The organism is Nocardioides szechwanensis (assembly GCF_900103935.1).
GTDB lineage: Bacteria > Actinomycetota > Actinomycetes > Propionibacteriales > Nocardioidaceae > Nocardioides > Nocardioides szechwanensis.
On record NZ_FNIC01000003.1, the window covers coordinates 165,813 to 191,569 of the forward strand.

The window sequence follows — 25,757 nt, forward strand, 5'->3', positions numbered from 1 at the left end:
CCGAGGCTAGCGCGTGGCAGTCGTGTCGCCGCGTACGAGCCCGGCGCCGTCGAAGGTCTCGGCCGGGTCGAAGCCGGTGGCCAGGATCCGGTTGTCGGCGTCGACGAAGACGACGTGCGGCTTGAGCTCCTTGGCCTCCGCGGTGTCCATCTGGCCGTAGCCGATCAGGATCACGATGTCGCCGGGGTGGACGAGACGGGCGGCGGCACCGTTGATGCCGATCACGCCGCTGCCGCGCTCGCCGGCGATCGTGTAGGTCTCGATCCGGGCGCCGTTGGTCACGTCGACGATGTGGACGAGCTCGCCGGGCAGCAGGTCGGCCGCGTCGAGGAGGTCCTCGTCGACGGTGACCGAACCGACGTAGTGCAGATCGGCCTGGGTCACGGTGGCCCGGTGGATCTTGCTCTTCATCATGGTTCGCAGCATCAGCTGTTCCCTTCGGTGCTCACGTCTGGGCTGCCGGTGGTCCCGATGACCAGGGGCATGTTGTCGATCAGACGGGTGCTGCCGAGCCGGGCGGCGACCAGGATCCGCGCCTCGGTGCCGGGGGGTACGTCGGCGGGCAGCTCGTCGAGCTCGGGCGTGGTGATCGCGAGGTAGTCGAGGTCGACCAGCTTGGCGGCACGCAGCTCCGCGCGGGCGGCCGTGAGCGCCGCGGCCACGCCGTACTGCGCCCCTTCGCGCGCGGCGTGCAGCGCCCGGCTGAGGGCGACGGCGTCGTGCCGCTGCTCGGGGTCGAGGTAGCGGTTGCGGCTCGAGAGCGCCAGGCCGTCGGGTTCGCGCTCGGTCTCGGCTCCGACGACCTCGACGCCCTGGCAGAGGTCGGCGACCATCCGCCGGATCAGGGCGAGCTGCTGGTAGTCCTTCTGCCCGAAGACGGCGACGTCAGGTCGGACCAGCCCGAACAGCTTGACCACCACCGTCAGCACGCCCCGGAAGTGGGTCGGCCGGGTCTTGCCCTCCAGAACGCCGGCGAGCGGGCCGGGCTCGACGGTGACCATCGGCTCGCCCTGGGGGTAGACCTCGTCGACGCTGGGAGCGAAGACGAGGTCGACGCCCTCCCGCTCGCAGAGCTTGAGGTCGTCGTCGAGCGTGCGGGGGTAGCGGTCGAGGTCCTCGCCGGGAGCGAACTGCATCGGGTTGACGAACACCGACACCACGACCGGTCCGTCGCCGACGTGCTCGCGGGCGACCCGCATCAGGCTGGCGTGGCCCTCGTGGAGGGCGCCCATGGTCGGCACGAGGCCGACGCGGGAGTCGGCCGCCCGGGCGGGCGCGAGCCGCGCCGCCAGGTCGGCGCGCGTGTGGACCAGGACCGGCCGGGTCATGGCAGCCTCAGCGCCCGTCGCGGGCGTCACGGACGTCGCGCAGGTAGACGGGGCGGACGGCGCTCTCGGCGAGCGCCTCCTCGAGGAGCTGGTTGATCCGCAGCGCGCGGATCGGCACCAGCCGGCCGTCGGTCACCGCGCGGCTCAGCGTGGCGCGACCGAGGGCGACGTACGACGGCATCGTGTGCGGCGCATTGGCGGCGATCTCCTCGAGGTGCGCGGCCACGGTGTTGACGTCGCCGCGCACGATCGGGCCGGTCAGGGCGGCGTCGCCCTGCGCCAGCGCGTTGTCGAGGGCCGCGCCGAGCAGCGGCCGCAGGGTGCCGGCGGGGTCGTCGGCTCCCGCGGCGGTCAGCATCTCCATGGCCTCGGTGACGAGGGTGACGAGGTGGTTGGCGCCGTGGGCGAGCGCCGCGTGGTAGAGCGTGCGGCTCTCCTCGGGCACCCACAGGGGGCGGCCCCCGAGGTCGGCGACCAGGCCAGCGGCGAACTCCCGCTCGGCGGGCCCGGCGGTCAGGCCGAAGTAGCAGCCGGTGAGCCGATCGAGGTCGATCTCGGTGCCCGTGAAGGTCATCGCGGGGTGCATGGCCACGACCCGCGCCCCGAGCTCGGCTGCGGGAGCGAGTACGTCGAGCCCATGGCGGCCGGACGTGTGAACGACGTACTGGCCCGCGCGGAGCGCACCGCTCGCGCTGAGGACGTGGACGACGTTGGCCAGCATGTCGTCGGGGACCGTGAGCAGCAGGACGTCACAGGCACGCGCGACGACGCTCGGCTTCTCGGTGGGGACACCGGGCAGCAGCGCGGCGATGCGCTGCGTGGAGGCGTCGGACTCACCGGCGGCGGCGACGATCTCGTGACCGGCGGAGCGGAGGCGGGCGGCGAGGACGGCGCCGACGCGACCCGCGCCGACGACACCCACCCGAAGGTGCTGCGTCATGTTCGAACCTTTCGTTCCAGTCCCTCCGACCACCCGCTCGCGCGGGCCGGTGTGGGTACCGGACGGTGTGCTCGTCAGTTGTTCTTGCCTACAACAACGTGAAATGTACGCGGAGGTTTCCCTTCTGGGAACGACGAGTTACGTGACCTACCCGACACGCCTGCCCGGAAAGTACGGAACGTTTTCGACCTGAGTCCGCCCGATCCGGGTCGAGAACGTTCCGTACTTTCCCGGTTTCGGTCAGCGGGGGGCGGCGTCGTCGGAGGTGACGATGGAGCCGACGTCGAGGGGGCGGGGGGCGCGGGGGAGCCAGTCGTGGGTGACGTGGTCGACGATGTGGACGCCGTCGGGGGCGTGGATCTCGTGGACGCCGGGGAGAACCGTGCCCTCCTTGAGGGCGTTGAAGACCGCCCACTCGCGGCGCTTGCGCTTGTTGCGGAAGCTGGTGGCGAACGACGCCGGGTCGGTCCAGTGCGCGAACTCGTCGCCGTCGAGGTACTTCAGCTCCACGCAGAGCCCGTGCGGCAGCCCGATCGAGCGGACGTGCTCGGGCGTGGTGCGGACCTCCCACTCGAAGGCCTTGGTGAAGACGAAGTCGGGCCCCATCGGGTAGCCCCACTCCTCGGCGTTGCGCAGCCCGAGGTCGAGGTAGCCGTGCCGGTCGCCGTCGAGGTAGAGGCCGTGGCGCGGCACCCGGATGATCGACTGCACGTCGCCCACCTGCCACGCGAGGTCGCCGATGGACGTCTCCCCCTCGGTGGTGAGCACCATGTCGCCGTCCCACTTCCAGGAGTAGCGGGTCTCGACCTGGGAGAAGCACCAGTTGTAGAAGTACGACAGCGAGTGCACCGACAGCTCGTGCTGGGCGAGGTGCTCGGCGCCGGCGCGCGCCACCTCGAAGGGGTACGACGTCAGCGTGAGCTTGTCGGTCCGTCCGGCCTTGGCCGCGGTCTCGCGGGCCACGTCCGGGGTGCCGTCGGTGGAGCCGTTGTCGACCACCAGGACGTGGTCCATGGCGCGCAGCAGCGGCGGCAGCACGAACGGCAGCGACGGCGCCTCGTCCTTGACCCGGAGCACGGCGGTACTGCCGGCACGCAGGCCGCCCGGCCGGGTCCAGGGCCAGGTGATGTCGAACTCGGCGTGGCCCTCGAGGTTGGTGATCCCCGTGGGGCCGGAGTGGGCAGTCATCGTGCGCGGCCGGCCATCTTTCGCAGCCCGCGGCGCACCGACGGCGGGATCGCGGCGCGCACGCCGTGCGGGATCTTGTCGGCGAGGGTGGTGGGTTCCTCGGCCGGCGTGGCGGGGACGCCGGGCGCCCCACCGGGCCGCTTGAGCTGCGCGCGGAGGGTCTGCTCGGCGGCCACCACGGAGGAGGCTGAGATCGCCTCGGCCTCGGCGTACAGGTCGACGTAGGCCTCGCGAAGCTGGTCGAGCGTGGCGTGCACGTCGGCGGTGTCACCGTCGGGCTCGGCGAGCTTGTTGAGCTCGCCCCACGTCTCCTCGGTCAGCTCGTGCAGCTTGGGCGGCAAGTTGAGGTCGGCGAGGCTCTGGCCCATCCGGCGCAGCGACGGGTCGACGAAGCGGTGGCCCTCGCGGATCTGCTCGCTGTTGGCGTGCAGGACTCCCTGGAGCTGGAGCTTCTCCCCCACCCACATGGTGGTCTTTGTCCAGTCGTCGAGCAGGTCGGCGTAGCGGACGAACACGCGGCCGCCGTCGGCCACCGACTCGCGGGTGGCCCGTTCGGTGTGGAGCAGCATGTTGAGCCACGACGCGGCGAGGTGGGCCGAGCCGAGGCGGTTGGCGTAGTACTTCTGCTTGCTGCCCACGACCTCCGCCGGCGGGCGCAGCATGGTGGCGAACACCGGAGTGGCGCCGTTGCGGATCGCGGCCACCCGCCACAGCGACAGGAACCAGCTCAGTCGCGGGTCCTTGACGACCAGCTCACGGCTGACGTCGAAGTGCTCGCCGAGCCAGGTGGCGGTCTTGATCCGCTCCTGCTCACGGGTGGAGATCCGGCCGGTCTCGAACCACGCCTCGGGGCGGGCGTCGCTGACCTGCACCAGCGCGGCCTTGAGCAGCCGGTCGTGGTGGTCCACGACCCAGCGCGGCTCGCCGAAGCCCTTGGGGTTGGTCTCGTCGGCCGCCACCTCGGGCTGCGGCACGTGGAGGCCGAGGATCGACATCAGGCCCGCCATCGTGCTGGTGCCGCTGCGTCCGGCACCGGCGACGAAGAGCACCTTGCGGGGATAGTCCTCGGGGGTCACGTCAATGGGGTCGCTCACGAGCGACGAGCCTATCTGTCGGTAGCGTGCGGACATGAAGTTCGGGCGGCGCCCAGGCCGTGGAGCGCCCCGCGTGAGCGTGGTCGTGCCCGTGTACGACGTCGAGGCGTACGTCGACGAGTGCCTCGAGAGCCTGCTCGCGCAGCGCGACGTCGACCTGGACGTCGTGGTGGTCGACGACGGTTCGACCGACGGGTCCGCCGCGCGGGTGCAGCGCTTCGTCGACGCCGGCCACCCGGTGCGACTCGTCCGCACCGCCAACCACGGTCTCGGGGCCGCGCGCAACGAGGGCGCCCGGCACGCCACGGCCGACCTGCTGGCGTTCGCCGACTCCGACGACGTGGTGCCGCCGACGGCGTACGCCACGATGGCGCGGGAGGTACGGCGCAGCGGCGCGGACTTCGTCACCGGCTCGGTGGCCCGGTGGGAGGGCGACACCCTCTCGGAGCCCCCGTGGATGCGGCGCCTGCACCGCACCCGTCTGGTCATCGACATCGACAGCGAGCCGGAGATCCTGGGCGACGTCTTCGCCTGGAACAAGCTCTTCACGCGGGACTTCTGGCATTCCAGCGGGCTGCGCTGGCCCGAAGGAGTCCGCTACGAGGACCAGCCGACGACCACCGACGCCTACCTGCGGGCCCGGAGCTTCGCGATCATCCCGGACGTGGTCTACCACTGGCGGATCCGCGCCGAGGGCACCTCGATCACCCAGCAGCGCTCGACGCTCAAGGACCTCGAGGACCGGTGGGCCACCAAGCGGATGGCGCTGCACAGCGTCGAGGCCTACGGCTCGCCCAAGGTCACCCAGGTGTTCCGCGACAGGGTGATGGCCGGCGACCTGCACCGCTACTTCACCGAGATCCCCGGCTGCGACGACGAGTGGTGGGCGCTGCTCGAGAGCGGGGTGCGCGAGCTGTGGAGCGGTCGCTCACTCACCCACAGCGGCCTGCCGCCGGCGCATCGGCTGACCGGGTGGCTGGTCGAGCACGGCCGCCGCGAGGACGCCGCCGCGGTGATGGAGTACGTCGCCACCCTCGCCGGCGGCCCCGTGCCGCGGGTCACGGACGACCAGGGGCCGCGGATCGACGTCCCGGTCATCGACCGGAGGAGCGTCGATCGCGCGGCCCTGGCCGTGCGTGAGTTCGAGCGTTAGGCCGCGGGATCAGAGCAGACCCTGGTCCTCCAGGAACTGCTGGGCGACGTCCTCGACCGGCTCACGGTCGATCTGGACCTTGACCAGCGCCTCGGCCAGCAGGTCGTTGGTGAGCACCTCCATCAGGCCGTTGAGGGTGTCCCCGACGTCGGGGTGCTCGCCCAGGAACTCCGTGGAGACGGCGGGGATGAGGTTTTGCGCCGGCTGGATGCCGCGGTCGTCCTCGAGCAGGAGCAGGCCCTGCTCCTCGAGGGTCCCGTCGAAGGTGCTGGTCTGGCCGAGCTGCGCCTCACCCTCGAGCACCGCCTGGAACGTCTCGGGAGAGGCGTAGCCGAGCGGCTCGAGCGTGATGTCGATGCCGTAGACCTCGGTGAGCCCCTTCTCGCAGTCGTCGCGACCCTTGCAGTCGGGAGCCGCCGCGAGGGTGACCGACTGGCCCTCCAGGTCGGACAGCGCCGTGACGCCCTCGCTGTCGGAGAACTCCTGGGTGACGAAGTAGGCGTTCTGGGAGTTGGCCTCGGAGGGCTCGAGGACGGTGATCCCCTTCTCCTCCAGGAGCGGCGCCATGGCGTCGAGCGTCTCCTGGGTGTCGCTGGTGCTGATCGGCGCGGCGTCCTCGCCGTTGGCGTCGGTGTTGAGCTGGTCGCCGAGGCCGGCGAGGTACTCCGGGGCGATGTCGATCTCGCCCGGGAGCTCGTTGAGGTAGGCCGGGCGGGTCTCCACCAGCTTGGTCTCCACGTCGTAGCCGGTGTCCTCGAGGAGGGCGGCGTACATCGCGGTCACCAGGGCCGCCTCGTCGAAGGCCTGGCTGCCCAGCGTGACGGCACCGCCGGTCGAGCTCGAGTCGTCGCTGTTGTTGTTGTCGTCTTCGGCGAGGTCGTCGCCGGCACAGCCGGCAAGGAGCAGCAGCCCGGTCGAGAGGGCCACGGCGAGTGGGCGTCGGAGCTTCATGAGTGTCTACCTTCTGTGTCCCGTGGCCGACGGCCACGCGTGTCCGGTGGTGCGAGCGAACGCGCTCAGCGTCCGACGGTGTCGGCTGCCTCCGCAACCTTAGGTCGCGGCTCCGACAGTTGCTCCTCACGATTCGGTGACGACCCGGCTCGGGCGCGCGGGACGGGGTCGACCAGACGCTGCGCCACGGCGGCCAGCAGCTCCAGCACGAGGGCGACCGCGGCCACCACGACGGCACCCGCCATGCCCTGGCTGTAGGTGTTGGTGGCGAAGCCCTCGGTGATGATCCGGCCCACGCCCGGGCCGGCGACCAGCGCCGCGATCGTGCTCGTCGCCCACACCTGCACCAGGGCCAGCCGCACCCCGGACATCACCAGCGGCATCGACAGCGGCAGCTCGACCCGCCAGAACTTCTGGGCGCCGGACATCCCCATCCCGTCGGCCGCCTGCCGGATCTCCAGCGGGACCTCGCGCACGGCGACGTACGCGTTGGTGATCAGGGGCGGGAGGGCGAAGAGCCCCAGCGCGATCAGGGTGGCCAGGCCGGCCCGGCCGTAGGGCCCGAAGTAGCCCGAGCCGGGCCAGTCCAGGGTCACCAGCAGGGCGAGCAGCGCGAACGTCGGTACCGCGCGGCCGACGTTCGAGATGTTGATGGCCAGGAAGCCGCCCCGGCCGAGATGGCCGAGCCAGAGCGCGATCGGGAGCCCGATCGCCATTGCCAGCCCCAGCGCGGTGAACGACACCAGCAGCTGCTCGACCAGGCGGGAGAGGAACCCGCCGTTCTCGGTCCAGTTGCTCCCGTCGAGCAGGTAGCGCCAGGTCTCTGCGAAGAGGTTCACGAGTGCGCCCCCCGGGTCCAGGGCGTCAGCAGCCGTTGGGTGAGCACCAGGAGGACGTCGAGCAGCACCGCGAGCAGCACGCACAGTACGGCGGCGGTCAGCAGCTCGGCGCGGAAGTCGCGCTGCACGCCGTGGGAGATCAGGTTGCCGAGGCCGCCGTTGGCGACGAGCGTGCCGACCGTGGTCAGCGCGACCGTCGACACCGTCGCGACGCGCAGGCCCGCCATGATCACCGGCATCGCCAGCGGCAGCTCGACGCGGACCAGCAGCCGCCCGGAGCCGTAGCCCAGTCCGACCGCGGACTCACGTACGTCGTCGGGGACCGACCGCAGCCCGTCGAGGAACGCGCGCACCAGGATGGTCAGGGCATAGAGCCCGAGACCGATGACGACGGTGGTCGCGCTCAGCCCCGTGAACGGCACCAGCAGCGGCAGCAGCGCCAACGACGGCACCGTGTAGAGGCCGGTGCTCAGCGCCAGGATCGTGGACTCCAGCCGAGGCATCCGGCGGGCGACCAGCGCGAGCGGGAAGGCGATGACCAGACCGAAGACGATCGCGGCAAGGGTGATGCCGATGTGCTCCACGAGCGCGTCGACGATCTCGTCCTGACGGTCGTCGACGTACTGCCAGCAGAACCATTCGTTGACGAACCGGCTGTAACAGCTCGGGGTGTCCGCCGCGAGTAGGGTCACCGCATGGAGAGTAGCGGCTCGGAGGCGATGATCCGTCTGACCGGGGTCGGGAAGACCTACGACGACGGCACGGTCGCGGTCCACGAGCTCGACCTGGAGATCGGGCGCGGCGAGCTGGTCGTGCTGGTCGGCCCCTCCGGCTGCGGCAAGTCCACGACGCTGAAGATGATCAACCGACTGATCGAGCCCACGACCGGGACCATCGAGATCAACGGCGAGGACGTCACCACGCAGGACCCGGTCAAGCTGCGCCGGGGCATCGGCTACGTCATCCAGCAGGTCGGGCTGTTCCCGCACCAGAAGATCACCGCCAACGTGATGACCGTGCCGCTGCTGTACGGCGAGTCCAAGGCGACCGCCCGCGAGCGGGCCAACCACCTGCTGGAGCTGGTCGGCCTCGACCCCGCGACGTACGGCGACCGCTACCCGCACCAGCTCTCCGGAGGCCAGCGGCAACGCGTGGGCGTGGCCCGCGCCCTGGCCGCCGACCCGCCGGTGCTGCTGATGGACGAGCCGTTCGGTGCCGTCGACCCCGTGGTGCGGGTGCGGCTGCAGGACGAGTTCCTGCGGCTCCAGCGCGAACTCGGCAAGACCGTCGTCCTCGTGACTCATGACATCGACGAGGCCGTGCGGATGGGCGACCGGGTGGCGATCTTCGCCACGGGCGGCCGCCTGGCCCAGTTCGCCACCCCGGCCGCGCTCCTGGCCCACCCCGCCGACGACTTCGTGGCCGACTTCGTGGGCTCCGAGCGCGGGCTGCGCCGGCTGACGGTCACCCCGATCGACCCCGCCCACCTCGAGTCGCTCGACGGGGTCAGCGCGGGCGAGCTCGGCGCCGCGATCGACCTCGACAGCACCCTCGAGCAGGCGCTCGCCGCGATGCTGCGCGACGACAAGCCGATGGTCGGCGTCAAGGACGGCGTCCGCTTCGTCGGCGTACTCACCCCCAACGGCGTCCACCGCGCGCTGCGGGCGTCGCTCGCCGACTGACCCCCAAAGCCGTCTCGTCGGGATAGTCCCTAACGCGAGAGCCCTAAGAGGTCTCCTATTGGTCTCTCAGGTTGGGGACTATCCCGGTGACGTCAGGTCTCGTCGGTAACGGGGACGTCGCGGTGCCAGGACTCGGTGACGTAGGAGATCTTCCAGCCCAGGGCGACGTAGAGGCCGTCGGCGCCGGTGGAGGAGTCGGCGTCGACCTCGAGGGTCACGCGGTCGCGGCCGCGGGAGGCGGCGTCGGCGATGATCGTGTTGAGCAGGCCCTTGGCCACGCCGCGGCCGCGCGCCTCCTCGAGCACCCCGATGTAGGAGACGTAGGAGCCGTCGGGGCCGGTCGCCGACTCCGACGCCGTGCCGATCAGGGCGCCGACCGGGACCGGCTCCCCGCTCTCGGTGACCTCGGCGAGCCACCAGTGGTCCCAGCGGTGGCCGGGATCCTCGCGCAGGCGGCTCTCGAACTCGTCGAAGGTCTCCTCCCACGAGTTGAAGTGGTCGAGGAAGGCGCTCTCGAGCACCTCGTGGACCTCGCGGAGGTCGTCGACGTCGGGCAGGCCGTCAGCGCCACGGCGTACGGTCCGGAAGCGCGCCTTCTCCGACTCCCAGAACTCGGTCGACGGCACCAGGCCGGCCTCGTCCGGAGTGACCGGGCGCTTCATCTGCCACCACGTCCGGACCTTGGTGAACCCGCCGGCCTCGAGCCAGCGGTGCTGACGGTCGTCGTCGGCGAACGCGCCGGTGTCTATCTGCTGGACCTCGAGCCCACGGGCGGCGCCGACCGTGCGGGCCTGGCCCACCGCCCATTCCACGAGTACGTCGGAGCAGGTGCGCGCCAGCCCCTCGGGGAGCTCGCGCGACACGATGTGCACGAACAACATCCGGCCGCCGGCCCGGTCGTGGACGCTGCCCCACGCCTGCACCTCGCCGGTGCGGTCGCGCACCACGACGTTCTGGCGGGTCCGCAGTCCGGCCTCGGACACCTCCACCAGGACGTCGTCGACGCCGGAGCCGGCCCAGCCGCGGCCGTGCCGCTCGTGGGCGCGCAGCAGGTGGGTCAGCCGGGCCAGCGTGAAGCGGTCTCCGGGGTCGGGGACATCGACCGTCCACCCGGTCGGGAGACCCGGCAGATCAGGCAGGAGCTCGTCGGGGTCGGCCTCGAAACGGGACTCGTCAGTGCTCACGAGAAGCCATTGTCCCAGTCGAGCCCGCCGAACCGGCGGCGTGGGTCAGTTGCGGGTCAGGCTCGCTTGCGGGAGAGCTCGGCGGCCTGCCACTCGGCGGTGACGACATCGAGCTCACGCTCGATCTCGGCGACCCGCACGATGGCCTGGGCGGCCCGCTCCTCGGCGCTGTCGAGGCGGGTCGTCAGGGCGGCGACCTCGCGCTCGGCGTCGTCGGCACGAAGCTGCTCTGCGACGAGCTGGCGGTGGGCATCGATGAGGCAGCCCTGGGCGTCGCTCAGGTCGCGCTCGAGGCCGGAGATGGTCTGCTCGTGGGCACCGACGCGGGCGTTGGTCGCCTCGACGAAGGTGGCCTGCTCGGCGGTCCGGGCGACGGTGAGGTCGCGGTAGGCACGGGCCTGCTCGGCTCGGTCGCGGGCGGCCTCGCGGCGCGCCTCGGCGAGCTCGGTGTGGGTAATCCGGGTGGCCGCGGTGCCGAGGACGACACCGAGGGCGGCAGCGATCGTGGCGACGAGCCACGAGCCGCTGAGGGCGGCGCCGGCGACAGCCAGGGCACCGACGAGGAGCAGGATGACAGCGACCACCAGGCGGGTGGACCGCTGGCGGCGTCGCATGGGCGTGCTTGACGGGGAAGTCATGCAAGGCACATTAGGCCTGGTCAGGGCCGTTTCTGACGCGACACGCACGCTCGAGGAGCAGCGCTGTGACGACCGTCGCCAGCCCGCCGAGGGCGGCCACGGCCGAGCGGACGACCCGCTCGTCGGCCAGCTCCGACCTGGAGCCCAGCCAGCTGAGGGCGTAGCCGAGGTAGCCGGCACCGACCAGCGCGCCCGCCAGGGCGCAGGCCCGCGCGAGCACCAGGCGGTTGACCGCACGGTGGGGCTCGAGGCGCTCGCGGCGTACGTGCACCGAGCGCCAGGTGGCATGGGCGGTGACGCCGAGGATGGCGGCGACCAGGAACAGCGCGAGCGGCTGCGCCCACGACACCACGGGAGCGGTGGCGTTGACCAGCTCCGACACGGGGTGCAGGAACCAGCCGCCGACCAGGCCCACGGCCGCCCACGCGGCGAGCGTGGCGTAGCGGGTGGGACGCAGCGAACCGAGCTGCTGGTCGTCGTCCTCGGGCCGCTCAGGCAAGCGTCATCCCACGTCGAGGGACAGGTCGTCGCGGTGGACGAGCCCGTCGGTGCCCAGGTCGGCGAGGAGCTCCGCGATCGGCCCGCGCTCGGGCAGGACGGCGTCGGGCTCGACGTCGAACCACGGCTTGAGCACGAACGCGCGCTCGGCGGCGCGCGGGTGCGGCAGCCGGAGGTGGTCGTCGTTGCTGCGCCGGTCGCCGACCACGATCAGGTCGACGTCCAGGGTGCGCGGGGAGTTGGGGACCTCGCTGCGCTCGCGGTCGAAGGCGTCCTCGATGGCCAGTGCGCGGTCCATGAGCCGGTTGGCGGCCAGCGTGGTGTCGATCAGCAGCACCGCGTTGAGGAAGTTGTCGGAGCCGGGAGGGCAGTTGACGGGCGTGGTCTCGTAGACCGGCGACGCGGCCGTGACCCAGACGTCGGGGGTGTCGGCGATCGCCTCGACGGCGCCCTGGAGGCTCGCCAGGCGGTCGCCGAGGTTGGAGCCCAACGACAGCACCGCACGCCGGATCGGCCGCATCTCTCCGGTCAGGGTGTCGGCGTCGACGATGTGGGGGTTGGGGGTCTCAGTCACTGCGGCCCTCGCGTTTCCGGGTGATCGTGAGCGCTACGTCCGAGAACGTGGTCTCAATGGGGGCATCCGGCTTGTGAACGGTCACCCGCGCCCATTCAACACGGGCGTCCAAGAGGCAGACATCCGCAATCCGCTGGGCGAGCGACTCGATCAGGTCGACCGGATCTTTCTCCACGGCGGCTTTCACCGAGAGCACGAGACTCCCGTAGTCCACGGTGTCGCGCAAGTCGTCGGAGGCCGCCGCGGGGGCGGTGTCGAGGCCCAACGCGAGATCGATCACAAAGGTCTGTCCCTCTCGCTTCTCGAACTCGAACACGCCGTGATGGCCGTAGCACTCGATCCCCAGGATCGCGAGCTCGTCGGTCATGGTGACTCCTTCGTGGGGGTCGTTCCGGCGCCCGTCTCAAGGGCCAGTCTGTCGAGCACGTCCAGCACGTCGCGGTTGGCCCGTACGTCGTGCACTCGCACGCACCAGACGCCCCGCTGGGCCAGCAGCACGGTCAGCGCCAGGCCGGCTGCCTCCCGTTCGTCGACCGGGCGCGGGTCGCCCCCGGCGTCGGCGAGCAGCCGGCCCAGGAAGCTCTTGCGGCTGGCACCCACGAGCAGCGGGAACCCCAGCTCGGCCAGCCGGTCGAGGCCGGCGACCAGCTCCCAGTTGTGGGCCGCGCCCTTGGCGAAGCCCAGGCCGGGGTCGAGCACCACCCGGTCGTCGGAGATGCCCGCGGCCCGGATGGCGGTGACCCGCTCGGCGAGCTCGGCGCGCACGGCCTCGACCACGCCGCCCGGACCGTCGTACGACGCGAGGTCCTGCATCCGGTCGGCGTGGGCGCGCCAGTGCATCGCGACGTACGTCGCACCGGTCGCGGCCACCACGTCGAGGATCTCGGGGTCGGCGAGCCCGCCGGACACGTCGTTGACGATCGTCGCCCCGGCCTCCAGCGCGGCGGCGGCGACCTCCGCGCGCATGGTGTCGACCGAGACCACCGCCCCGTCGGCCGCCAGGGTGCTGATGACCGGGACCACCCGGTCGAGCTCCTCGCGCACCAGCGGTCGGGTGGCGCCCGGCCGGGTGGACTCGCCGCCGATGTCGAGGATGTCAGCGCCGTCGAGCAGCAGCTGCCGGCCGTGGGCGACCGCGCTCTCGGTGTCGGCGTACAGGCCGCCGTCCGAGAACGAGTCGGGGGTGACGTTGACGACCCCCATCAGCCGGGTGGACACGGCGGCCTAGGGCTCGGGGGTGTCGGCGTAGCGCTGCCGGAGGACCGAGCGCCGGTTGGTGCCCTCGACGTTGCGACCCTTCTCGATGAACACGAGGTTGTGGTAGCAGTGCACGGCCACGACGTTGAGGTCGGTGTAGGTCGGCTCGTAGGACTCGTCGACGTACTCCTCGTAGTTGAGGCCGTCGACGAGGTCCTTGACCAGGGCCATCGTGGTGGTCGGGTCGTGGCGGTCCTCGCTGCCGCCCCACTCTGGCCAGTAGGACGTCTGGATGTCCTCGATGGCGTAGACGCCACCGTCCTCGAGGAGCGGGAACAGCACCCGGAACGTCTCGCGGATGTGCTCGGGGCGGTGGCTGCCGTCGTCGATGATGACCTTGATCGGGCCCTTCTCGTCGACCACGCGGCGCAGCAGCGCCTCGTCGTCCTGGCTGCCCTGGTAGGTGTCGATCCGTGGGGCGCGAACGAACGCCTTGTCCTCGATGTCGAGGCCGACGATCTGGGCGTTGGGGAAGAAGTACTTCCACATCCGCAGCGAGGCACCGCCCTTGCGGTCGCGGATGTAGCCGCCGATGCCGATCTCCAGGAGCGTGAACCGCTCCTTGCGGAGGTGACCGAAGTGGCGCGCGTAGTGGGGGGTGTAGAAGTGCATCCCGAACTTGTCGGTCCCGAAGTGCACCGCCAGCTCGTCGAGCGACATCGCCTTGAGCTCCCGGCGCCGGCGCTGGGCGTCGGTGAGCTGGGGTGCGGGTCGCCGCGGAGGCGGGGCCGGGGCCTTCATCCGGGGCGGCGCGGGGGCCGGCGACGGCCCGATCGACTTGAGGCGGTCCCAGACCTTGGGGCTCACGAGCGGCTTCACCGCGCGCACACCAACAGTGGCCGCGATCTTCTTGGCCCTGGCGGGGTTGGACACAGGTGCTGCTCCTCTGGTTCCGGCCTCTGGCTCCGGTCGCGCCACGCTACCAACGTCGGCTCCGGCGTGGCGGTGGAGGCCGGTCAGTGGTTGCGGTTGATCAGCGCCATCGCCTCGGAGCGCGTGGCGGCGTTGTGCATGATGCCGCGCACGGCCGACGTGATGGTGCGGGCGCCGGCCTTCTTGACCCCGCGCATGGTCATGCACAGGTGTTCGGCCTCGATCACCACGATCACTCCCCGGGCGTCGAGGATGTCCATGAGGGCGTCGGCCACCTGGGTCGTGAGCCGCTCCTGCACCTGCGGCCGCTTGGCGTAGACGTCGACCAGCCGGGCCAGCTTGGACAGCCCGGTGATCTTGCCGGACTCGGCCGGGATGTAGCCGACGTGGGCGACGCCGGTGAACGGCACCAGGTGGTGCTCGCACATCGACCACAGCTCGATGTCGCGGATCAGCACCATCTCGTCGTGGCCGATGTCGAACGTGGTCGTGAGGACGTCCTCGGGAGCCTGGCGCAGGCCCTGGGTGAGCTCGGCGTAGGCCCGGGCCACCCGGGCCGGGGTCTCCTTGAGGCCCTCGCGGTCGGGGTCCTCACCGAGCGCGATCAGCAGCTCGCGTACGGCGGCCGCCGCGCGGTCGTGGTCGAAGTCGGGGATGTCGCGCGGCGCGCGCTCGGGCGTGCTGATCGGGTCGGGCACGGGACCGCCTAGCTCGGGAGACCGGGACCGGGCTCGGGCGAGCCACCCGTCGGAGGCGTGCCGCCGTGCACGTCGCCACCGGAGCCCGGCGGGGTGAGGATCACGCCCGCGCCCTCCTTCTCCGGCGCCTGGCCGTTGGTGGCCGCACGGTCGCGGATCTCCTGCGGGATCTCGATCGGCGGGATGTTCGACGGGTTGCGGTCGGGCGAGCCGGTCCAGGCCGGGCGCTCGGGGCGCCGCCGCAGCGGCACGAAGATCTCGGCCACCTCGGCCTTGTCGAGGGTCTCCCGGTCGAGCAGGGCGAGCACCAGCGAGTCGAGGACGTCGCGGTTCTCCTCGAGGATGTCGAAGGCCTCCTGGTGCGCGGTCGCCAGGAACTTCTTCGTCTCGTCGTCGATCATCGCGGCGACATCTTCGGAGTAGTTGCGCTGGTGGCCCATGTCGCGGCCCAGGAACGGCTCGGAGTTGGCGTCGCCGAGCTTGATCGCACCGAGGCGCTCGGTCATGCCGTACTGGGTCACCATCGCGCGGGCCAGGCTGGTGGCCTTCTCGATGTCGTTGCCGGCGCCGGTGGTCGGGTCGTGGAAGACCATCTCCTCGGCGGCGCGGCCACCGAGCATGTAGGCCAGCTGGTCGAGCATCTCCGAGCGGGTCTGGGAGTACTTGTCCTCGTCGGGCAGCACCATCGTGTAGCCGAGGGCACGCCCGCGCGGCAGGATCGTGATCTTGTGCACCGGGTCGGTGCCGGGAAGCGCCGCGGCGACGAGGGCGTGGCCGCCCTCGTGGTAGGCCGTGATCAGCTTCTCCTTCTCGCTCATGAGCCGCGAGCTGCGCTGCGGGCCGGCGATGACGCGGTCGATGGCCTCGTCGAGGGAGTGGTTGGTGATGACCTTCTCGTTGTTGCGCGCCGTGAGCAGGGCGGCCTCGTTGAGCACGTTGGCGAGGTCGGCACCGGTGAAGCCGGGAGTACGACGGGCGTACGACATCAGGTCGATGTCGGGCGACATCGGCTTGCCGCGCGAGTGCACCTCGAGGATCTTCTTGCGGCCGGCGAGGTCCGGCGCGTCGACGCCGATCTGGCGGTCGAAGCGGCCCGGGCGCAGCAGCGCGGGGTCGAGCACGTCGGGACGGTTGGTCGCGGCGATCAGGATCACGCCGCCTCGTACGTCGAAGCCGTCCATCTCGACCAGCAGCTGGTTGAGGGTCTGCTCGCGCTCGTCGTGGCCGCCGCCCATGCCGGCGCCGCGGTGACGCCCGACGGCGTCGATCTCGTCGATGAAGACGATCGCGGGGGCGTTCTCCTTGGCCTGCTCGAAGAGGTCACGGACGCGGCTCGCGCCGACACCCACGAACATCTCGACGAAGTCGGAGCCGGAGATGGAGTAGAAGGGGACGCCGGCCTCGCCGGCGACCGCGCGGGCCAGCAGCGTCTTGCCGGTGCCCGGAGGGCCGTAGAGCAGCACGCCCTTGGGGATCTTGGCGCCGACGGCCTGGAACTTGGCCGGCTCCTGGAGGAACTCCTTGATCTCGCCGAGCTCCTCGATCGCCTCGTTGCAGCCGGCGACGTCGGCGAACGTGGTCTTGGGCATGTCCTTGGTGATCAGCTTGGCCTTGGACTTGGCGAACTGCATGACGCCGCGGCCGCCACCGCCCTGGACCTGGTTCATCAGGAACAGGAACAGCAGGATGATCAGCGCGAAGGGAAGGAGCGTGGCCAGGATCGAGCCCAGCAGGCTGGGCTGGGGGTTCTCGGAGTTGGACTCCTCGATCGTCCCCTTGGCGACCTGCTCGTCGACCAGGTTGATGATGCCGCCCTGCTGGCCCTTGACCCAGAACGCCGTGACCTTGGAGCCGCTGTCGCGCACGCCGGAGTCGAGGGTGGCCTGGATCGCTTGGTCGCCGTCGATGAAGGAGATCTCCTTCACCTCGCCCTTGGAGATGTAGGACTCCATGCGGGAGGTCGAGACCTCGTCGTACCCGCCTCCGGGGGCGAGGTACTGGAGGGCGAGGAGCACCGCCACCACGGCGAGCGCGATCCACACCCAGGGACCCTTGAATATGCGCTTCACAGACATCTCTTCGCTTGTACTGGGCCTGTCGACGTGAGCCCAGGACTGAACACTCGACGGTACACGCCGATCACAGAGCCCAGTCTGTCAGGCAAGGCAATGCGAGCACCCCCGGCCGGGGTGTTCCCAGCCCGGGTCAGTCGAAGAGGCGCGGCTGGGGCGAGGCGTGGGCGGGGTCGACGCCGTCGAAGAGGCTGCTGACCGACTCACCCGCGTGGATGCGCTCGATCGCGGTGGCGAAGAGGCCGGCGACGGAGCGGGTACGCAGCTCGGGCCACCCGGTCGGGGCCGGCACCGTGTCGGTGGTGACCACCTCGGAGATCATCGGATGGCCCTGGAGCCGCTCCACGGCCTTGCCGACGAACAGGCCGTGCGTGCAGGCGATCGACGCACCGGTGCAGCCCCGCTCGGCCAGCCGGTCGAGCAGCTCGAGGATCGAGCCGCCGGTCGAGATCTCGTCGTCCAGCACGATCGCGCGCTTGCCCTCGACGTCACCGACGATCTCGTCGATCACCACCCGGTCGTCGGCCAGCCGCTTCTTGCTGCCGGCGGCGACCGGCAGGCCGAGCAGCCGGGAGAACTGGGTGGCGGTCTTGGCGTTGCCGAAGTCGGGCGAGACGACGACGCAGTCGGTGAGGTCCTGGCCGAGGAAGTGGTCGGCGAGCTCGCCGAGCGCGGTCAGGTGGTCGACCGGGACCGAGAAGAAGCCGTGGACCTGCGGGGCGTGGAGGTTCATGGTGATCACGCGGTCGACGCCGGCGGCCGTGAGCAGGTCGGCGACCAGGCGGCCACCGATGGAGATCCGGGAGGCGTCCTTCTTGTCCGAGCGCGCGTAGGAGAAGTAGGGGATCACCGCCGTGATCGACGCGGCCGAGGCGCCGCGGGCGGCGTCGGTCATGAGCAGCAGCTCCATCAGGTGCTCCTGCGTCGGCGGCGACAGCGGCTGCACGAGGTAGACGTCGCGCTGGCGGCAGTTGGCCTGGAGCTGCGCCTGGAGGCAGTCGTTGGAGAACCGGGTCAGCTCGACGGCGGACAGCTCGACCCCGAGGTGCTCACAGATGCCTGTGGCGAGGGCGCGGTGGGCACTACCGCTGAAGACGACGATCTCGCGCACGTGGCTGCTTCCGGAGGGTCGGGGCGCTCGGTGGTGCTGAGAGTAGCCGTCGGTGGCCGCTCAGGAGTAGACGTGCGGGGCGAGGGTGCCGATGTCGCGCAGGTTGCGGTAGCGCTCGCGGTAGTCGAGGCCGTAGCCGACCACGAACTCGTTGGGGATGTCCCAGCCGACGTACTTGACGTCGACGGGCATCTGCAGCGCCTCGGGCTTGCGGAGCAGGGTGCAGATCTCGACGCTCGCGGGGCTGCGGCTGGAGAGGTTGGAGGTGAGCCACGACAGGGTCAGGCCGGTGTCGATGATCTCGTCGACGACCACGACGTGGCGACCGGAGATGTCGGTGTCGAGGTCCTTGAGGATCCGTACGACGCCGGAGGACTTGGTGCCCGAGCCGTAGGACGACACTGCCATCCAGTCCATCTCGACGTGGCGGGTGAACGCGCGGGCCATGTCGGCCATCACCATCACCGCGCCGCGGAGGATGCCGACGATCAGCAGCTCCTTGCCGGCGTAGTCGCGCTCGATCTCCTCGGCCAGCTCGCCGATCCGCTCGAGGATCTGGGCCTCTGTGAAGAGAACGTTGACGAGGTCGCTCTCGACATGGGCTGAGTCCATGGGCGTCAGGATTCCACAAGGGTCGGCCGGAACCACAGGTGGTGCCCTTCGCGGACGGCGGTGACGTGGCCGGGGAGCTGGATCTCCTTGGGGAGCTGGTCGCGGTTGTGGACCTGGCGCTCCAGTGCGTCGACGTGGACGGCGAAGAGCTCGGAGGCCGGGCTGCCCGCGGCCAGGGCGGCGAGCCGGAGCATCCGGGTGCGGACCGCGGGCTCGAGCGCCCGGATCTCTCGTACGTCGAAGCCCGCGGCGTCGTCGTGGTGCTCGGCCAGCGCCTGCTCGGCGAAGCGGTCGAGCGCCTCCATGTCGGGACGCAGCTGCTCGCCGGTGCGGGCCAGGGTCTCGGCGACGCCCGGGCCGAGCTCGCGCTCGAGCATCGGCAGCACCGTGTGGCGGACGCGGGAGCGGGTGAACCGGGGGTCCTCGTTGTGGGGGTCCTGCCAGAAGTCGATGCCCTCGGAGCGGCACGCCGCCTCGGTCTGCTCGCGGCTGACGTCGAGGAGCGGGCGCCGGAAGACGTCGAAGGAGCGGCGCATCCCGGCGATCGAGCGGCCCCCAGAACCCCGGGTGAGCCCGAGCAGCACGGTCTCGGCCTGGTCGTCGCGGGTGTGGCCGAGCAGCACCACCTCGGAGCCGAGCCGACCGGCGACCTCCTCGAGCACCGCGTAGCGCGCCTCGCGGGCCGCCGCCTCGGGCCCCTGGCCCTCGGCCACGACCGCGACCCGGCACGACGCGGTCTCGTCGGCCCCGAGCCGCGCCATCTGGGCGACCACCCGCGACGCGTGGTCCGCCGAACCGTCCTGGAGGCCGTGGTCGACGGTCACCCCGATCACCCGCCACGGGCGCGAGCGCGACTCGAAGACAGCAGCGGCGAGCAGGGCCAGCGAGTCGGCGCCGCCCGAGCAGGCCACGATCACCGGGTGGTCGCCGACGTCGGCGAGCGACCGTCGTACAGCGAGACGGACGGCGGCGACCGCGGGGTCGAGCGTCACGGCGTCAGAGGACCCGGGCGACCCAGGCTGCCGGGTCGGCGATCTCATCCTTGGACGGGAGGTTCTCGGGCCCGGCCCAGACCGCGTTGAAGTCGTCCATCCCGACCTTGTCGACGACGGCGCGCACGAAGGCGGCGCCGTCGCGGTACTGCGCCATCTTGGCGTCGAGGCCGAGCAGCCGGCGCAGGACCCGGTCGAGGGTGCCGATGCCCTTGCGGCGTTCGTTGAACGCGCCCCGGATCTTCTCGACGCTCGGGATGACGGAGGGTCCGACGCCGTCCATGACCACGTCGGCGTGGCCCTCCAGGAGCGACATCACTCCGGTGACCCGGTCGAGGATCTGCTTCTGCTCGGGCGAGCTCATGATGTCCATGAGGCTGCCGCCGCGGACACCGTCCTTGAGCGCGTCGGTGACCCGCTTGAGGCCGTCGTCGAGCAGCTTGGTCGGCTCGACGGTGCGCGCGAGCGCCTCGATCTCGGAGAAGAGGTGGCCGCGCATCCACGGCACCGCGGTGAACTGCACGCGGTGGGTCTCCTCGTGCAGGCAGACCCAGAGGCGGAAGTCGTGGGGGTCGGCGTTGATCTCGCGCTCGACGTGGACGATGTTGGGCGCCACCAGCAGGAGCCGCCCGTCGGGCTCGTAGAACGGGTCGAACTGGCCGAGCACCTTGCTGCCCATGAAGCCCAGCAGGCCACCGATCTCGGCGCCCGTGATCCGGGAGCCGACCTTGAGCGCCAGCCCGGTGGGCGGCTTCTTGGACGAGAGCTTGTCGACCAGCGGGCCGATGACGACCTTGAAGCCGTCGGCGTTGGCGCGGATCCAGCCGGGCCGGTCGACCACGAGCACCGGGGCGTTGTGGTGGGCCGCGACCAGTCCGGTGAACTCACGGACCAGCCCGGTGGAGCGTCCGGCGCCCGCGCGCAGCTCCTCGACGACCTCGTCGGCCTCGTCGCGGCCGACCTCGGGGCCGTCGCCGGCGATCTTGGTGCCGACCGAGACGGCGAAGTCCCAGTCGACCATCGACTCAGCGGTCGGGTTCGTCGTCATGCCCCGAATCTAGCCGGGGGTTGGTGCGCCGTTCCGCGTCGAGTGACGCGGGGGGCCGGTTCTGGGGGCCGAAATGCCGGCCTGCCGCGTCACTCGACGCCGCAGAGGCAGGCAGCCAGAGCCGCGGCGGCGAAGTCGAGGGCGACCTCCGCGTCGGTCTCGTCCGGCTTCGCCACCCGGTCGGCCATCAGCACGAACAGCATCGGGCGCCCGGTGGCGTCGGTGGTGAAGCCGGCCATCGAGCTCACCCCGGTCAGGGTGCCGGTCTTGGCGCGGACCCTGCCGCGCGCCGGGGCCGCCACCTCGGAGAACCGGTCGGCCAGCGACCCGTTGAACGCCGACACCGGCAGCCCGCTCACCACTGCCCCCAGCCGGGGGCGGGACGTCGCCAGCTGGAGCACGGCCAGCAGGGTGCGGGGGGTCAGCCGGTTGCGGCGGCTGAGACCGCTGCCGTCGTACAACGTGTCGGCGGTGAGGTCGACCCCCGCCTCGCCCAGGACCTGCGCGACCCCACGCCGGCCGCCGGCGAACGACGCGTCGTCGACGGCCCGGAGCCCGACGTGTCGCAGCAGCACCTCGCTGGCCTCGTTGTCGCTGGTCTGGAGCACCCGCTCGACGATCTGGGCGAGGGGTGCGCTGGTCACGCGGGCGATCGTGGGCGAGCCCGCGGCGGCGGTCGCGGGGGCGGGCGCCGCGGTGACGGTGATCCCCTGCTCGGCCAGGGCTGCGGCGAACGTCTGCGCCGCGTCGAGCGCCGGGTCGGCGACGCGGCCGAAGCCGGTGTCCGGGCGCCCCTCGTCCACCCACAGCGAGGTGATCGGGGAGACGACGCCGTCGGGGACGTAGTCGGGCTCCCACTGCGGGCTCGCGCTCGGTCCGGTGAACAGGCTCGCGTCGTAGCCGAGCGTGACCCGGCGGACACCGCGCTCGCGGAGGCTGGCCGCTGTTCGCGCGGCGAGGTCGGCCACGTCGGCGCGGACGGGGTACAGCGCCTCCTCGTCGGCCGCGACCGGGCCGCGGGCGAGGAACGGGTCACCCCCGCCGACGAGCACGATCCGCCCCTTGCCGGCGCGTACGACCGTGGTCTCGAAGGTGTGGTCCGGGCCGAGGGCGAGCAGCGCGGCCGCGCTGGTGACGACCTTGGTGGTCGAGGCCGGGACCGCCGTGCCGGAGCCGATCAGGACCGGCCGGCCGTCGGCCGGGTCGAGCGGCGCGACCGCCGCGAGCACGTGCGGCCCGAGGTCGGGGTCGCCGAGGTAGGGAGTCAGCACCTTGCGTACCGCCGACACGTTGAGCGCTCCTGGCAGGAGTACGTCGGCGACCGGGGAGGGCACCGTGACCGGGGGCAGCTCGAGCCCCTCCGGGGGGGCGACCGTGTTCGGGTCGGCGCCAGGCGAGGGCTGGTCGCGGCCCAGCCAGCGGTCCACGAGGTCGTAGCGCCAGGTCGCGACGCCGCCGACGGCGAGCGCGAGGACCAGGAGGATGCCGATCGTGCGGCGCATCTCTCATCCTCCATTTGGGTCCCGACTGGCTGCCCGACTGCGCGTGCGGAGCCATTGTGCGGGACAATGACCATCGGCCTCGCCGGGGCCTGCCGCAGTAGACAGACATTCCGGAGGATGACGTGCTCGAGTTCGACGTACTGGTGGAGATCCCCAAGGGGGAGCGCAACAAGTACGAGGTGGATCACGAGAGCGGTCGGATGCGCCTCGACCGGATGCTCTTCACCTCGACGCAGTACCCCGCCGACTACGGCTACATCGAGAACACCCTCGGCCAGGACGGCGACCCGCTCGACGCGCTCGTCCTGCTCCAGGCACCGACCTTCCCGGGCTGCCTGATCAAGTGCCGCGCGATCGGCATGTTCCGCATGACCGACGAGGCCGGCGGCGACGACAAGGTCCTCTGCGTCCCCGCCAAGGACCCGCGCCAGGAGCACCTGCGCGACATCAACCACGTGCCGAAGTTCGACCGGCTCGAGATCCAGCACTTCTTCGAGGTCTACAAGGACCTCGAGCCCGGCAAGTCTGTCGAAGGCGCCGACTGGGTCGGCCGCACCGAGGCCGAGCTCGAGGTCCACGCCTCCTTCAAGCGCTTCCAGGACATCGGCGGCTCCGGGCACTGAGCCCAGCTGGAGCTCCCGCTCCGCTTCTGCGCCCCGGAGCAACGCCGAGTCGGCGCTTATGCACGCTGTAATCACGCCGAGTCGGCGCTTATGCACTCACTTCGCGCCGATTCGGCGATCTTTTGCCGCGCACAAGAGCCGGCTCAGCGGGTTCTCGGCGTGCACAGGCGCCGACTCGCGGGGGTCAGCGGGGGTCAGCGGGGCTATGACTTCACACTGCGGAAGTAGGCCATCGCGCCGGACCACTCGAGGGTGACGTCGGTGCCGCCCTGGGCGTGCAGCCACAGCTGGACGTCCTCACCGGTGCAGCCCGGACCGATCAGTCCGGTGAGCCGGCCGATCCGGCGTACGGGTGCGTGGCGGATGCCCGAGTCGTTGAGCAGGGCGCTGCCGGTGAAGACACCACCGCGGCGCAGCACCCGCATCATCTCGACGACCGCGCGAGCGGGGTCGGGAAAGCAGTGCAGGCCGGTGAACGACGCGACCAGGTCGAAGGACCCGTCGGCGAACGGCAGGTCCGCGACATCGGCGACGTGGGTCTCGACCTGCTCCTCGACGTCGCGCGCGTAGGCCACAGCGAGGGTGCGCTTGAGCATCTCCGGGGAGATGTCGGCGGCGACATAGCGCAGCCCCTGGTCGGGGCGTAGACCGCGCAGGGCGACCCCGCCGCCGCACGGTACGTCGAGCACCGAGGCGCCGGCGGGGAGCCCGGCGATCTCCTGGGTGGCGGCGTACAGGCGCTCGAGGTCGCTCTGGATCCCGACCGCCCACACGGGCCGACCGACGCGCGGGTGCTCCACGAGCCACGGGTAGATCGAGGCCCAGACGGGGTCCTCGGTCCAGCCGCCCAGTCCGAGGCGGCGCAGGCCGGGGACCCTCATGCGCCGCCCACCAGGCCGGGCCGGACGAGGTCAGGAGAGCGCAGCATCTCGGGGGGTACGCCGAAGGCGTCGACGAGGTCGCCGGCCAGCGGCCGGAGCTTGCGGCACAGCGACGACACCTCGCGGCTGATCGCCTTGGAGCGGGCGGTCGTGAGGCGTCCGTGCTCCATGAACCACGCCCGGTCGGCCTCGATCGTCGACAGCGCGTGCAGGTCGCACAGCAGGTTGAGCGCGACCTTGAGGTCGCCGTCGGGCTGGGCCCGGGTCTTCTCGACGAACGCCTCGAGGACCAGCCGCTCGACGTGGGCGCGGGCCGCGCCGATGACGTGGTCCTGCACCCGGGAGAAGACCGCGCCGGGGTTCATCTTCTGGTCGATGCCGCGCTTGAGCCGCCGGGCGACGCCGCCGAGCATGTGCTCCTCGCGGAAGCGCAGCATCGTCAGCTGGTAGTCGGAGTCGAGCAGACCGGCCTCCTGGTCCCAGCCGTCGTCGCCGCCGGGCAGGACGTCCTTGATCCGCTCGAGGAGCTTGTGGACGTTGGTGCGCTCGAGCACCGTCTCGACCGCGAGGCCGGCGACGAACTTCACCATCCCGAACTGGTCGAGGTCGGAGAACTCGCTGGAGTAGTCGGTGAGCAGGCCCTTGGCGACCAGCTGCAGCAGGACGTGGTTGTCGCCCTCGAAGGTCGTGAAGACGTCGGTGTCGGCCTTGAGCGCCGCGAACCGGTTGATCGACAGGTAGCCCGCGCCGCCGCACGCTTCGCGGCACTCCTGGATCGTGCGCGTCGCGTGCCAGGTGCCGAGCGCCTTGGCGCCCGCCGCCAGCGACTCGAGCTCACGCTGGCGGTGCTCGCTCTCGACGACGCCGGACAGGATGTCGTGCAGCTCGCCGGCCACCCGCTCCTGCGTGAAGTGCAGCGCGTAGGTGCGCGCCAGCAGGGGGAAGAGCCGCCGCTGGTGCATGCCGTAGTCGAGGAGCAGCTCCTCCTCGTCCTCGCTGGTCGCCTCGAACTGGCGGCGGTGCAGCGCGTACTTCGTCGCGATCGTCATGGCCACCTTGGCGGCGTTGATCCCGGCTCCGCCGACGCAGACCCGGCCCTGGATGAGGGTGCCGAGCATCGTGAAGAAGCGCTTGTTGGGGTTCTCGATCGCGCTCTCGTAGACCCCCGCCGGCGTGACGTCGGCGAAACGGTTGAGCATCGAGGTGCGCGGCACCCGGACCTCGTCGAACCACAGCCGCCCGTTGTCGACACCGTTGAGACCCATCTTGAGGCCGTCGTCCTCGATCCGGACGCCGGCACACGGCTTGCCGCCTTCGCGGATCGGTACGACGAACGCGTGCACGCCCTCGGAGCCCCCGGCCACGTGGAGCTGTGCGAACACCACCGCCACCTCGGCGTGCTTGGCGGCGTTGCCGATGTAGTCCTTGCGGGCGTCCTCGCGCGTCGTGGTGATCACGAACTCCTGCGTCGCCACGTCGTACGTCGCAACGGTGCCGAGGGCCTGCACGTTGGAGCCGTGGCCGGTCTCGGTCATGGCGAAGCAGCCCATCAGCTCGCCGGTGATGAGCTTGGAGAGGTAGGCGTCGTGGTGCTCCTTCGTGCCGAGCTGGAGGATCGCGCCGCCGAACAGGCCGAACTGCACGCCCACCTTGACCAGCACCGACAGGTCGCCGAACGCCAGGGTCTCGAACGCCGCGATCGAGGCGCCGATGTCACCACCGCCGCCGTACGACTCGGGGAAGCCCATGCCGGTCTGGCCGGTCGCGGCCATCTCGACCACGATCTCCTTGACCCGCTCGCGGTAGTCGTCGACCGACATCGTCTCGGCGTCCTCGAGGACGGAGGCGTAGTCGGCGAGGTTGCTGCGCACCAGGTTGCGGATCTCGGCGTACTTGCCGTCGAGCACCGCCTGGAGCGCCGCGACGTCGATCCGCGGCTGGACGTAGGCGCCCTCGGGCGTGGGGGTCTGCGGCGGCGCGGTCTCGGTAGCCATGACCGCACGCTACCGGCGGTACGCC

27 protein-coding genes are annotated in these 25,757 nt (G+C 71.2%); 3 read left to right on the forward strand and 24 right to left on the reverse strand.

The features are described 5' to 3' along the window. Window positions 1–6 precede the first annotated feature (6 nt). The 5 genes from panD to BLR90_RS09400 all read right to left on the reverse strand — a co-directional run bounded on the left by panD (window position 7) and on the right by BLR90_RS09400 (window position 4,550). Window positions 7–426, reverse strand: coding sequence for an aspartate 1-decarboxylase (gene panD / locus BLR90_RS09380; protein ID WP_091024876.1), 420 nt, complete (start codon window positions 424–426; stop codon window positions 7–9). Then, a complete protein-coding gene (gene panC / locus BLR90_RS09385) occupies window positions 426–1,328 on the reverse strand; it encodes a pantoate--beta-alanine ligase (protein ID WP_091024878.1) in 903 nt (300 codons plus the stop codon). Before panC ends, panD begins: the two co-directional genes overlap by 1 nt. A 7-nt stretch (window positions 1,329–1,335) precedes the next feature. Next, on the reverse strand, window positions 1,336–2,268 hold the full coding sequence (locus BLR90_RS09390; protein ID WP_091024880.1) for a Rossmann-like and DUF2520 domain-containing protein: 933 nt from the start codon (window positions 2,266–2,268) through the stop codon (window positions 1,336–1,338). 240 nt (window positions 2,269–2,508) lie between these two features. Next, complete coding sequence (locus BLR90_RS09395) at window positions 2,509–3,456, reverse strand: glycosyltransferase family protein (protein WP_091024882.1); 948 nt, start codon at window positions 3,454–3,456, stop codon at window positions 2,509–2,511. After that, window positions 3,453–4,550, reverse strand: a complete 1,098-nt coding sequence (locus BLR90_RS09400) for a sulfotransferase family protein (RefSeq protein WP_245715229.1) — start codon at window positions 4,548–4,550, stop codon at window positions 3,453–3,455. Before BLR90_RS09400 ends, BLR90_RS09395 begins: the two co-directional genes overlap by 4 nt. 34 nt (window positions 4,551–4,584) lie before the next feature. On the opposite strand from BLR90_RS09400, the gene BLR90_RS09405 reads away from it, so the two are divergent. Further along, complete coding sequence (locus tag BLR90_RS09405) at window positions 4,585–5,703, forward strand: glycosyltransferase family 2 protein (RefSeq protein WP_091024886.1); 1,119 nt, start codon at window positions 4,585–4,587, stop codon at window positions 5,701–5,703. Between the two features lie 9 nt (window positions 5,704–5,712). On the opposite strand, the gene BLR90_RS09410 is transcribed toward BLR90_RS09405, so the two are convergent. From BLR90_RS09410 to BLR90_RS09420, 3 genes are all read right to left on the reverse strand, one after another. Beyond that, on the reverse strand, window positions 5,713–6,654 hold the full coding sequence (locus tag BLR90_RS09410; RefSeq protein WP_091024888.1) for a glycine betaine ABC transporter substrate-binding protein: 942 nt from the start codon (window positions 6,652–6,654) through the stop codon (window positions 5,713–5,715). Window positions 6,655–6,719: 65 nt separating this feature from the next. Then, entirely contained in the window at window positions 6,720–7,493 is a 774-nt protein-coding gene (locus BLR90_RS09415) for an ABC transporter permease (protein ID WP_091024890.1), read from the reverse strand. After that, the gene (locus BLR90_RS09420; RefSeq protein ID WP_091024892.1) at window positions 7,490–8,185 is read right to left on the reverse strand and encodes an ABC transporter permease; all 696 of its coding nucleotides are present in this window, start codon (window positions 8,183–8,185) and stop codon (window positions 7,490–7,492) included. Before BLR90_RS09420 ends, BLR90_RS09415 begins: the two co-directional genes overlap by 4 nt. Window positions 8,186–8,188: 3 nt before the next feature. Here BLR90_RS09420 and BLR90_RS09425 point away from each other — a divergent pair, with 3 nt between their 5' ends. Next, window positions 8,189–9,175 carry an ABC transporter ATP-binding protein gene (locus tag BLR90_RS09425; RefSeq protein ID WP_218029349.1) on the forward strand — a complete coding sequence of 329 codons (987 nt, stop codon included), beginning with the start codon at window positions 8,189–8,191 and terminating at the stop codon, window positions 9,173–9,175. Between the two features lie 92 nt (window positions 9,176–9,267). On the opposite strand, the gene BLR90_RS09430 is transcribed toward BLR90_RS09425, so the two are convergent. The 14 genes from BLR90_RS09430 to dacB form a co-directional block, all read right to left on the reverse strand. Continuing rightward, window positions 9,268–10,359: a GNAT family N-acetyltransferase gene (locus BLR90_RS09430; RefSeq protein WP_218029348.1), complete on the reverse strand. Its 1,092-nt coding sequence runs from the start codon at window positions 10,357–10,359 to the stop codon at window positions 9,268–9,270. Window positions 10,360–10,415: 56 nt separating this feature from the next. Continuing rightward, complete coding sequence (locus tag BLR90_RS09435) at window positions 10,416–10,997, reverse strand: hypothetical protein (RefSeq protein ID WP_091024896.1); 582 nt, start codon at window positions 10,995–10,997, stop codon at window positions 10,416–10,418. A 10-nt stretch (window positions 10,998–11,007) separates the two neighbouring features. Beyond that, on the reverse strand, window positions 11,008–11,496 hold the full coding sequence (locus tag BLR90_RS09440; RefSeq protein ID WP_091024898.1) for a DUF3180 domain-containing protein: 489 nt from the start codon (window positions 11,494–11,496) through the stop codon (window positions 11,008–11,010). A gap of 3 nt (window positions 11,497–11,499) precedes the next feature. After that, the gene (gene folK, locus BLR90_RS09445; protein WP_091024899.1) at window positions 11,500–12,069 is read right to left on the reverse strand and encodes a 2-amino-4-hydroxy-6-hydroxymethyldihydropteridine diphosphokinase; all 570 of its coding nucleotides are present in this window, start codon (window positions 12,067–12,069) and stop codon (window positions 11,500–11,502) included. Next, window positions 12,062–12,436, reverse strand: coding sequence for a dihydroneopterin aldolase (gene folB / locus BLR90_RS09450; RefSeq protein ID WP_091024901.1), 375 nt, complete (start codon window positions 12,434–12,436; stop codon window positions 12,062–12,064). Before folB ends, folK begins: the two co-directional genes overlap by 8 nt. Beyond that, window positions 12,433–13,272 (reverse strand): dihydropteroate synthase, encoded by an 840-nt coding sequence (folP, locus tag BLR90_RS09455; protein WP_091025179.1) that lies wholly within the window; start codon window positions 13,270–13,272, stop codon window positions 12,433–12,435. Before folP ends, folB begins: the two co-directional genes overlap by 4 nt. A 21-nt stretch (window positions 13,273–13,293) precedes the next feature. After that, the gene (locus tag BLR90_RS09460) at window positions 13,294–14,199 is read right to left on the reverse strand and encodes a class I SAM-dependent methyltransferase (protein WP_218029347.1); all 906 of its coding nucleotides are present in this window, start codon (window positions 14,197–14,199) and stop codon (window positions 13,294–13,296) included. An 83-nt stretch (window positions 14,200–14,282) separates the two neighbouring features. Beyond that, on the reverse strand, window positions 14,283–14,855 hold the full coding sequence (gene folE / locus BLR90_RS09465; protein ID WP_245715253.1) for a GTP cyclohydrolase I FolE: 573 nt from the start codon (window positions 14,853–14,855) through the stop codon (window positions 14,283–14,285). 50 nt (window positions 14,856–14,905) lie between these two features. Further along, window positions 14,906–16,972, reverse strand: a complete 2,067-nt coding sequence (gene ftsH / locus BLR90_RS09470) for an ATP-dependent zinc metalloprotease FtsH (protein ID WP_091024905.1) — start codon at window positions 16,970–16,972, stop codon at window positions 14,906–14,908. A gap of 130 nt (window positions 16,973–17,102) precedes the next feature. Then, window positions 17,103–18,080: a ribose-phosphate diphosphokinase gene (locus BLR90_RS09475; RefSeq protein WP_091024907.1), complete on the reverse strand. Its 978-nt coding sequence runs from the start codon at window positions 18,078–18,080 to the stop codon at window positions 17,103–17,105. 60 nt (window positions 18,081–18,140) lie between these two features. Next, window positions 18,141–18,692: a hypoxanthine phosphoribosyltransferase gene (gene hpt / locus BLR90_RS09480; RefSeq protein ID WP_091024909.1), complete on the reverse strand. Its 552-nt coding sequence runs from the start codon at window positions 18,690–18,692 to the stop codon at window positions 18,141–18,143. Between the two features lie 5 nt (window positions 18,693–18,697). Further along, on the reverse strand, window positions 18,698–19,684 hold the full coding sequence (gene tilS / locus BLR90_RS09485) for a tRNA lysidine(34) synthetase TilS (protein ID WP_091024911.1): 987 nt from the start codon (window positions 19,682–19,684) through the stop codon (window positions 18,698–18,700). A gap of 4 nt (window positions 19,685–19,688) precedes the next feature. Beyond that, window positions 19,689–20,732 (reverse strand): zinc-dependent metalloprotease, encoded by a 1,044-nt coding sequence (locus BLR90_RS09490; RefSeq protein WP_245715230.1) that lies wholly within the window; start codon window positions 20,730–20,732, stop codon window positions 19,689–19,691. 89 nt (window positions 20,733–20,821) lie between these two features. Beyond that, window positions 20,822–22,234, reverse strand: coding sequence for a D-alanyl-D-alanine carboxypeptidase/D-alanyl-D-alanine endopeptidase (dacB, locus tag BLR90_RS09495; protein WP_091024912.1), 1,413 nt, complete (start codon window positions 22,232–22,234; stop codon window positions 20,822–20,824). Window positions 22,235–22,356: 122 nt separating this feature from the next. Here dacB and BLR90_RS09500 point away from each other — a divergent pair, with 122 nt between their 5' ends. Next, window positions 22,357–22,857 carry an inorganic diphosphatase gene (locus tag BLR90_RS09500; protein WP_091024913.1) on the forward strand — a complete coding sequence of 167 codons (501 nt, stop codon included), beginning with the start codon at window positions 22,357–22,359 and terminating at the stop codon, window positions 22,855–22,857. A gap of 203 nt (window positions 22,858–23,060) precedes the next feature. Here BLR90_RS09500 and BLR90_RS09505 read toward each other — a convergent pair whose 3' ends face one another. After that, window positions 23,061–23,738: a class I SAM-dependent methyltransferase gene (locus BLR90_RS09505; RefSeq protein WP_091024915.1), complete on the reverse strand. Its 678-nt coding sequence runs from the start codon at window positions 23,736–23,738 to the stop codon at window positions 23,061–23,063. Continuing rightward, the gene (locus tag BLR90_RS09510; RefSeq protein WP_091024917.1) at window positions 23,735–25,732 is read right to left on the reverse strand and encodes an acyl-CoA dehydrogenase family protein; all 1,998 of its coding nucleotides are present in this window, start codon (window positions 25,730–25,732) and stop codon (window positions 23,735–23,737) included. The genes BLR90_RS09505 and BLR90_RS09510 overlap by 4 nt, the downstream gene beginning before the upstream one ends. Window positions 25,733–25,757 lie beyond the last annotated feature (25 nt).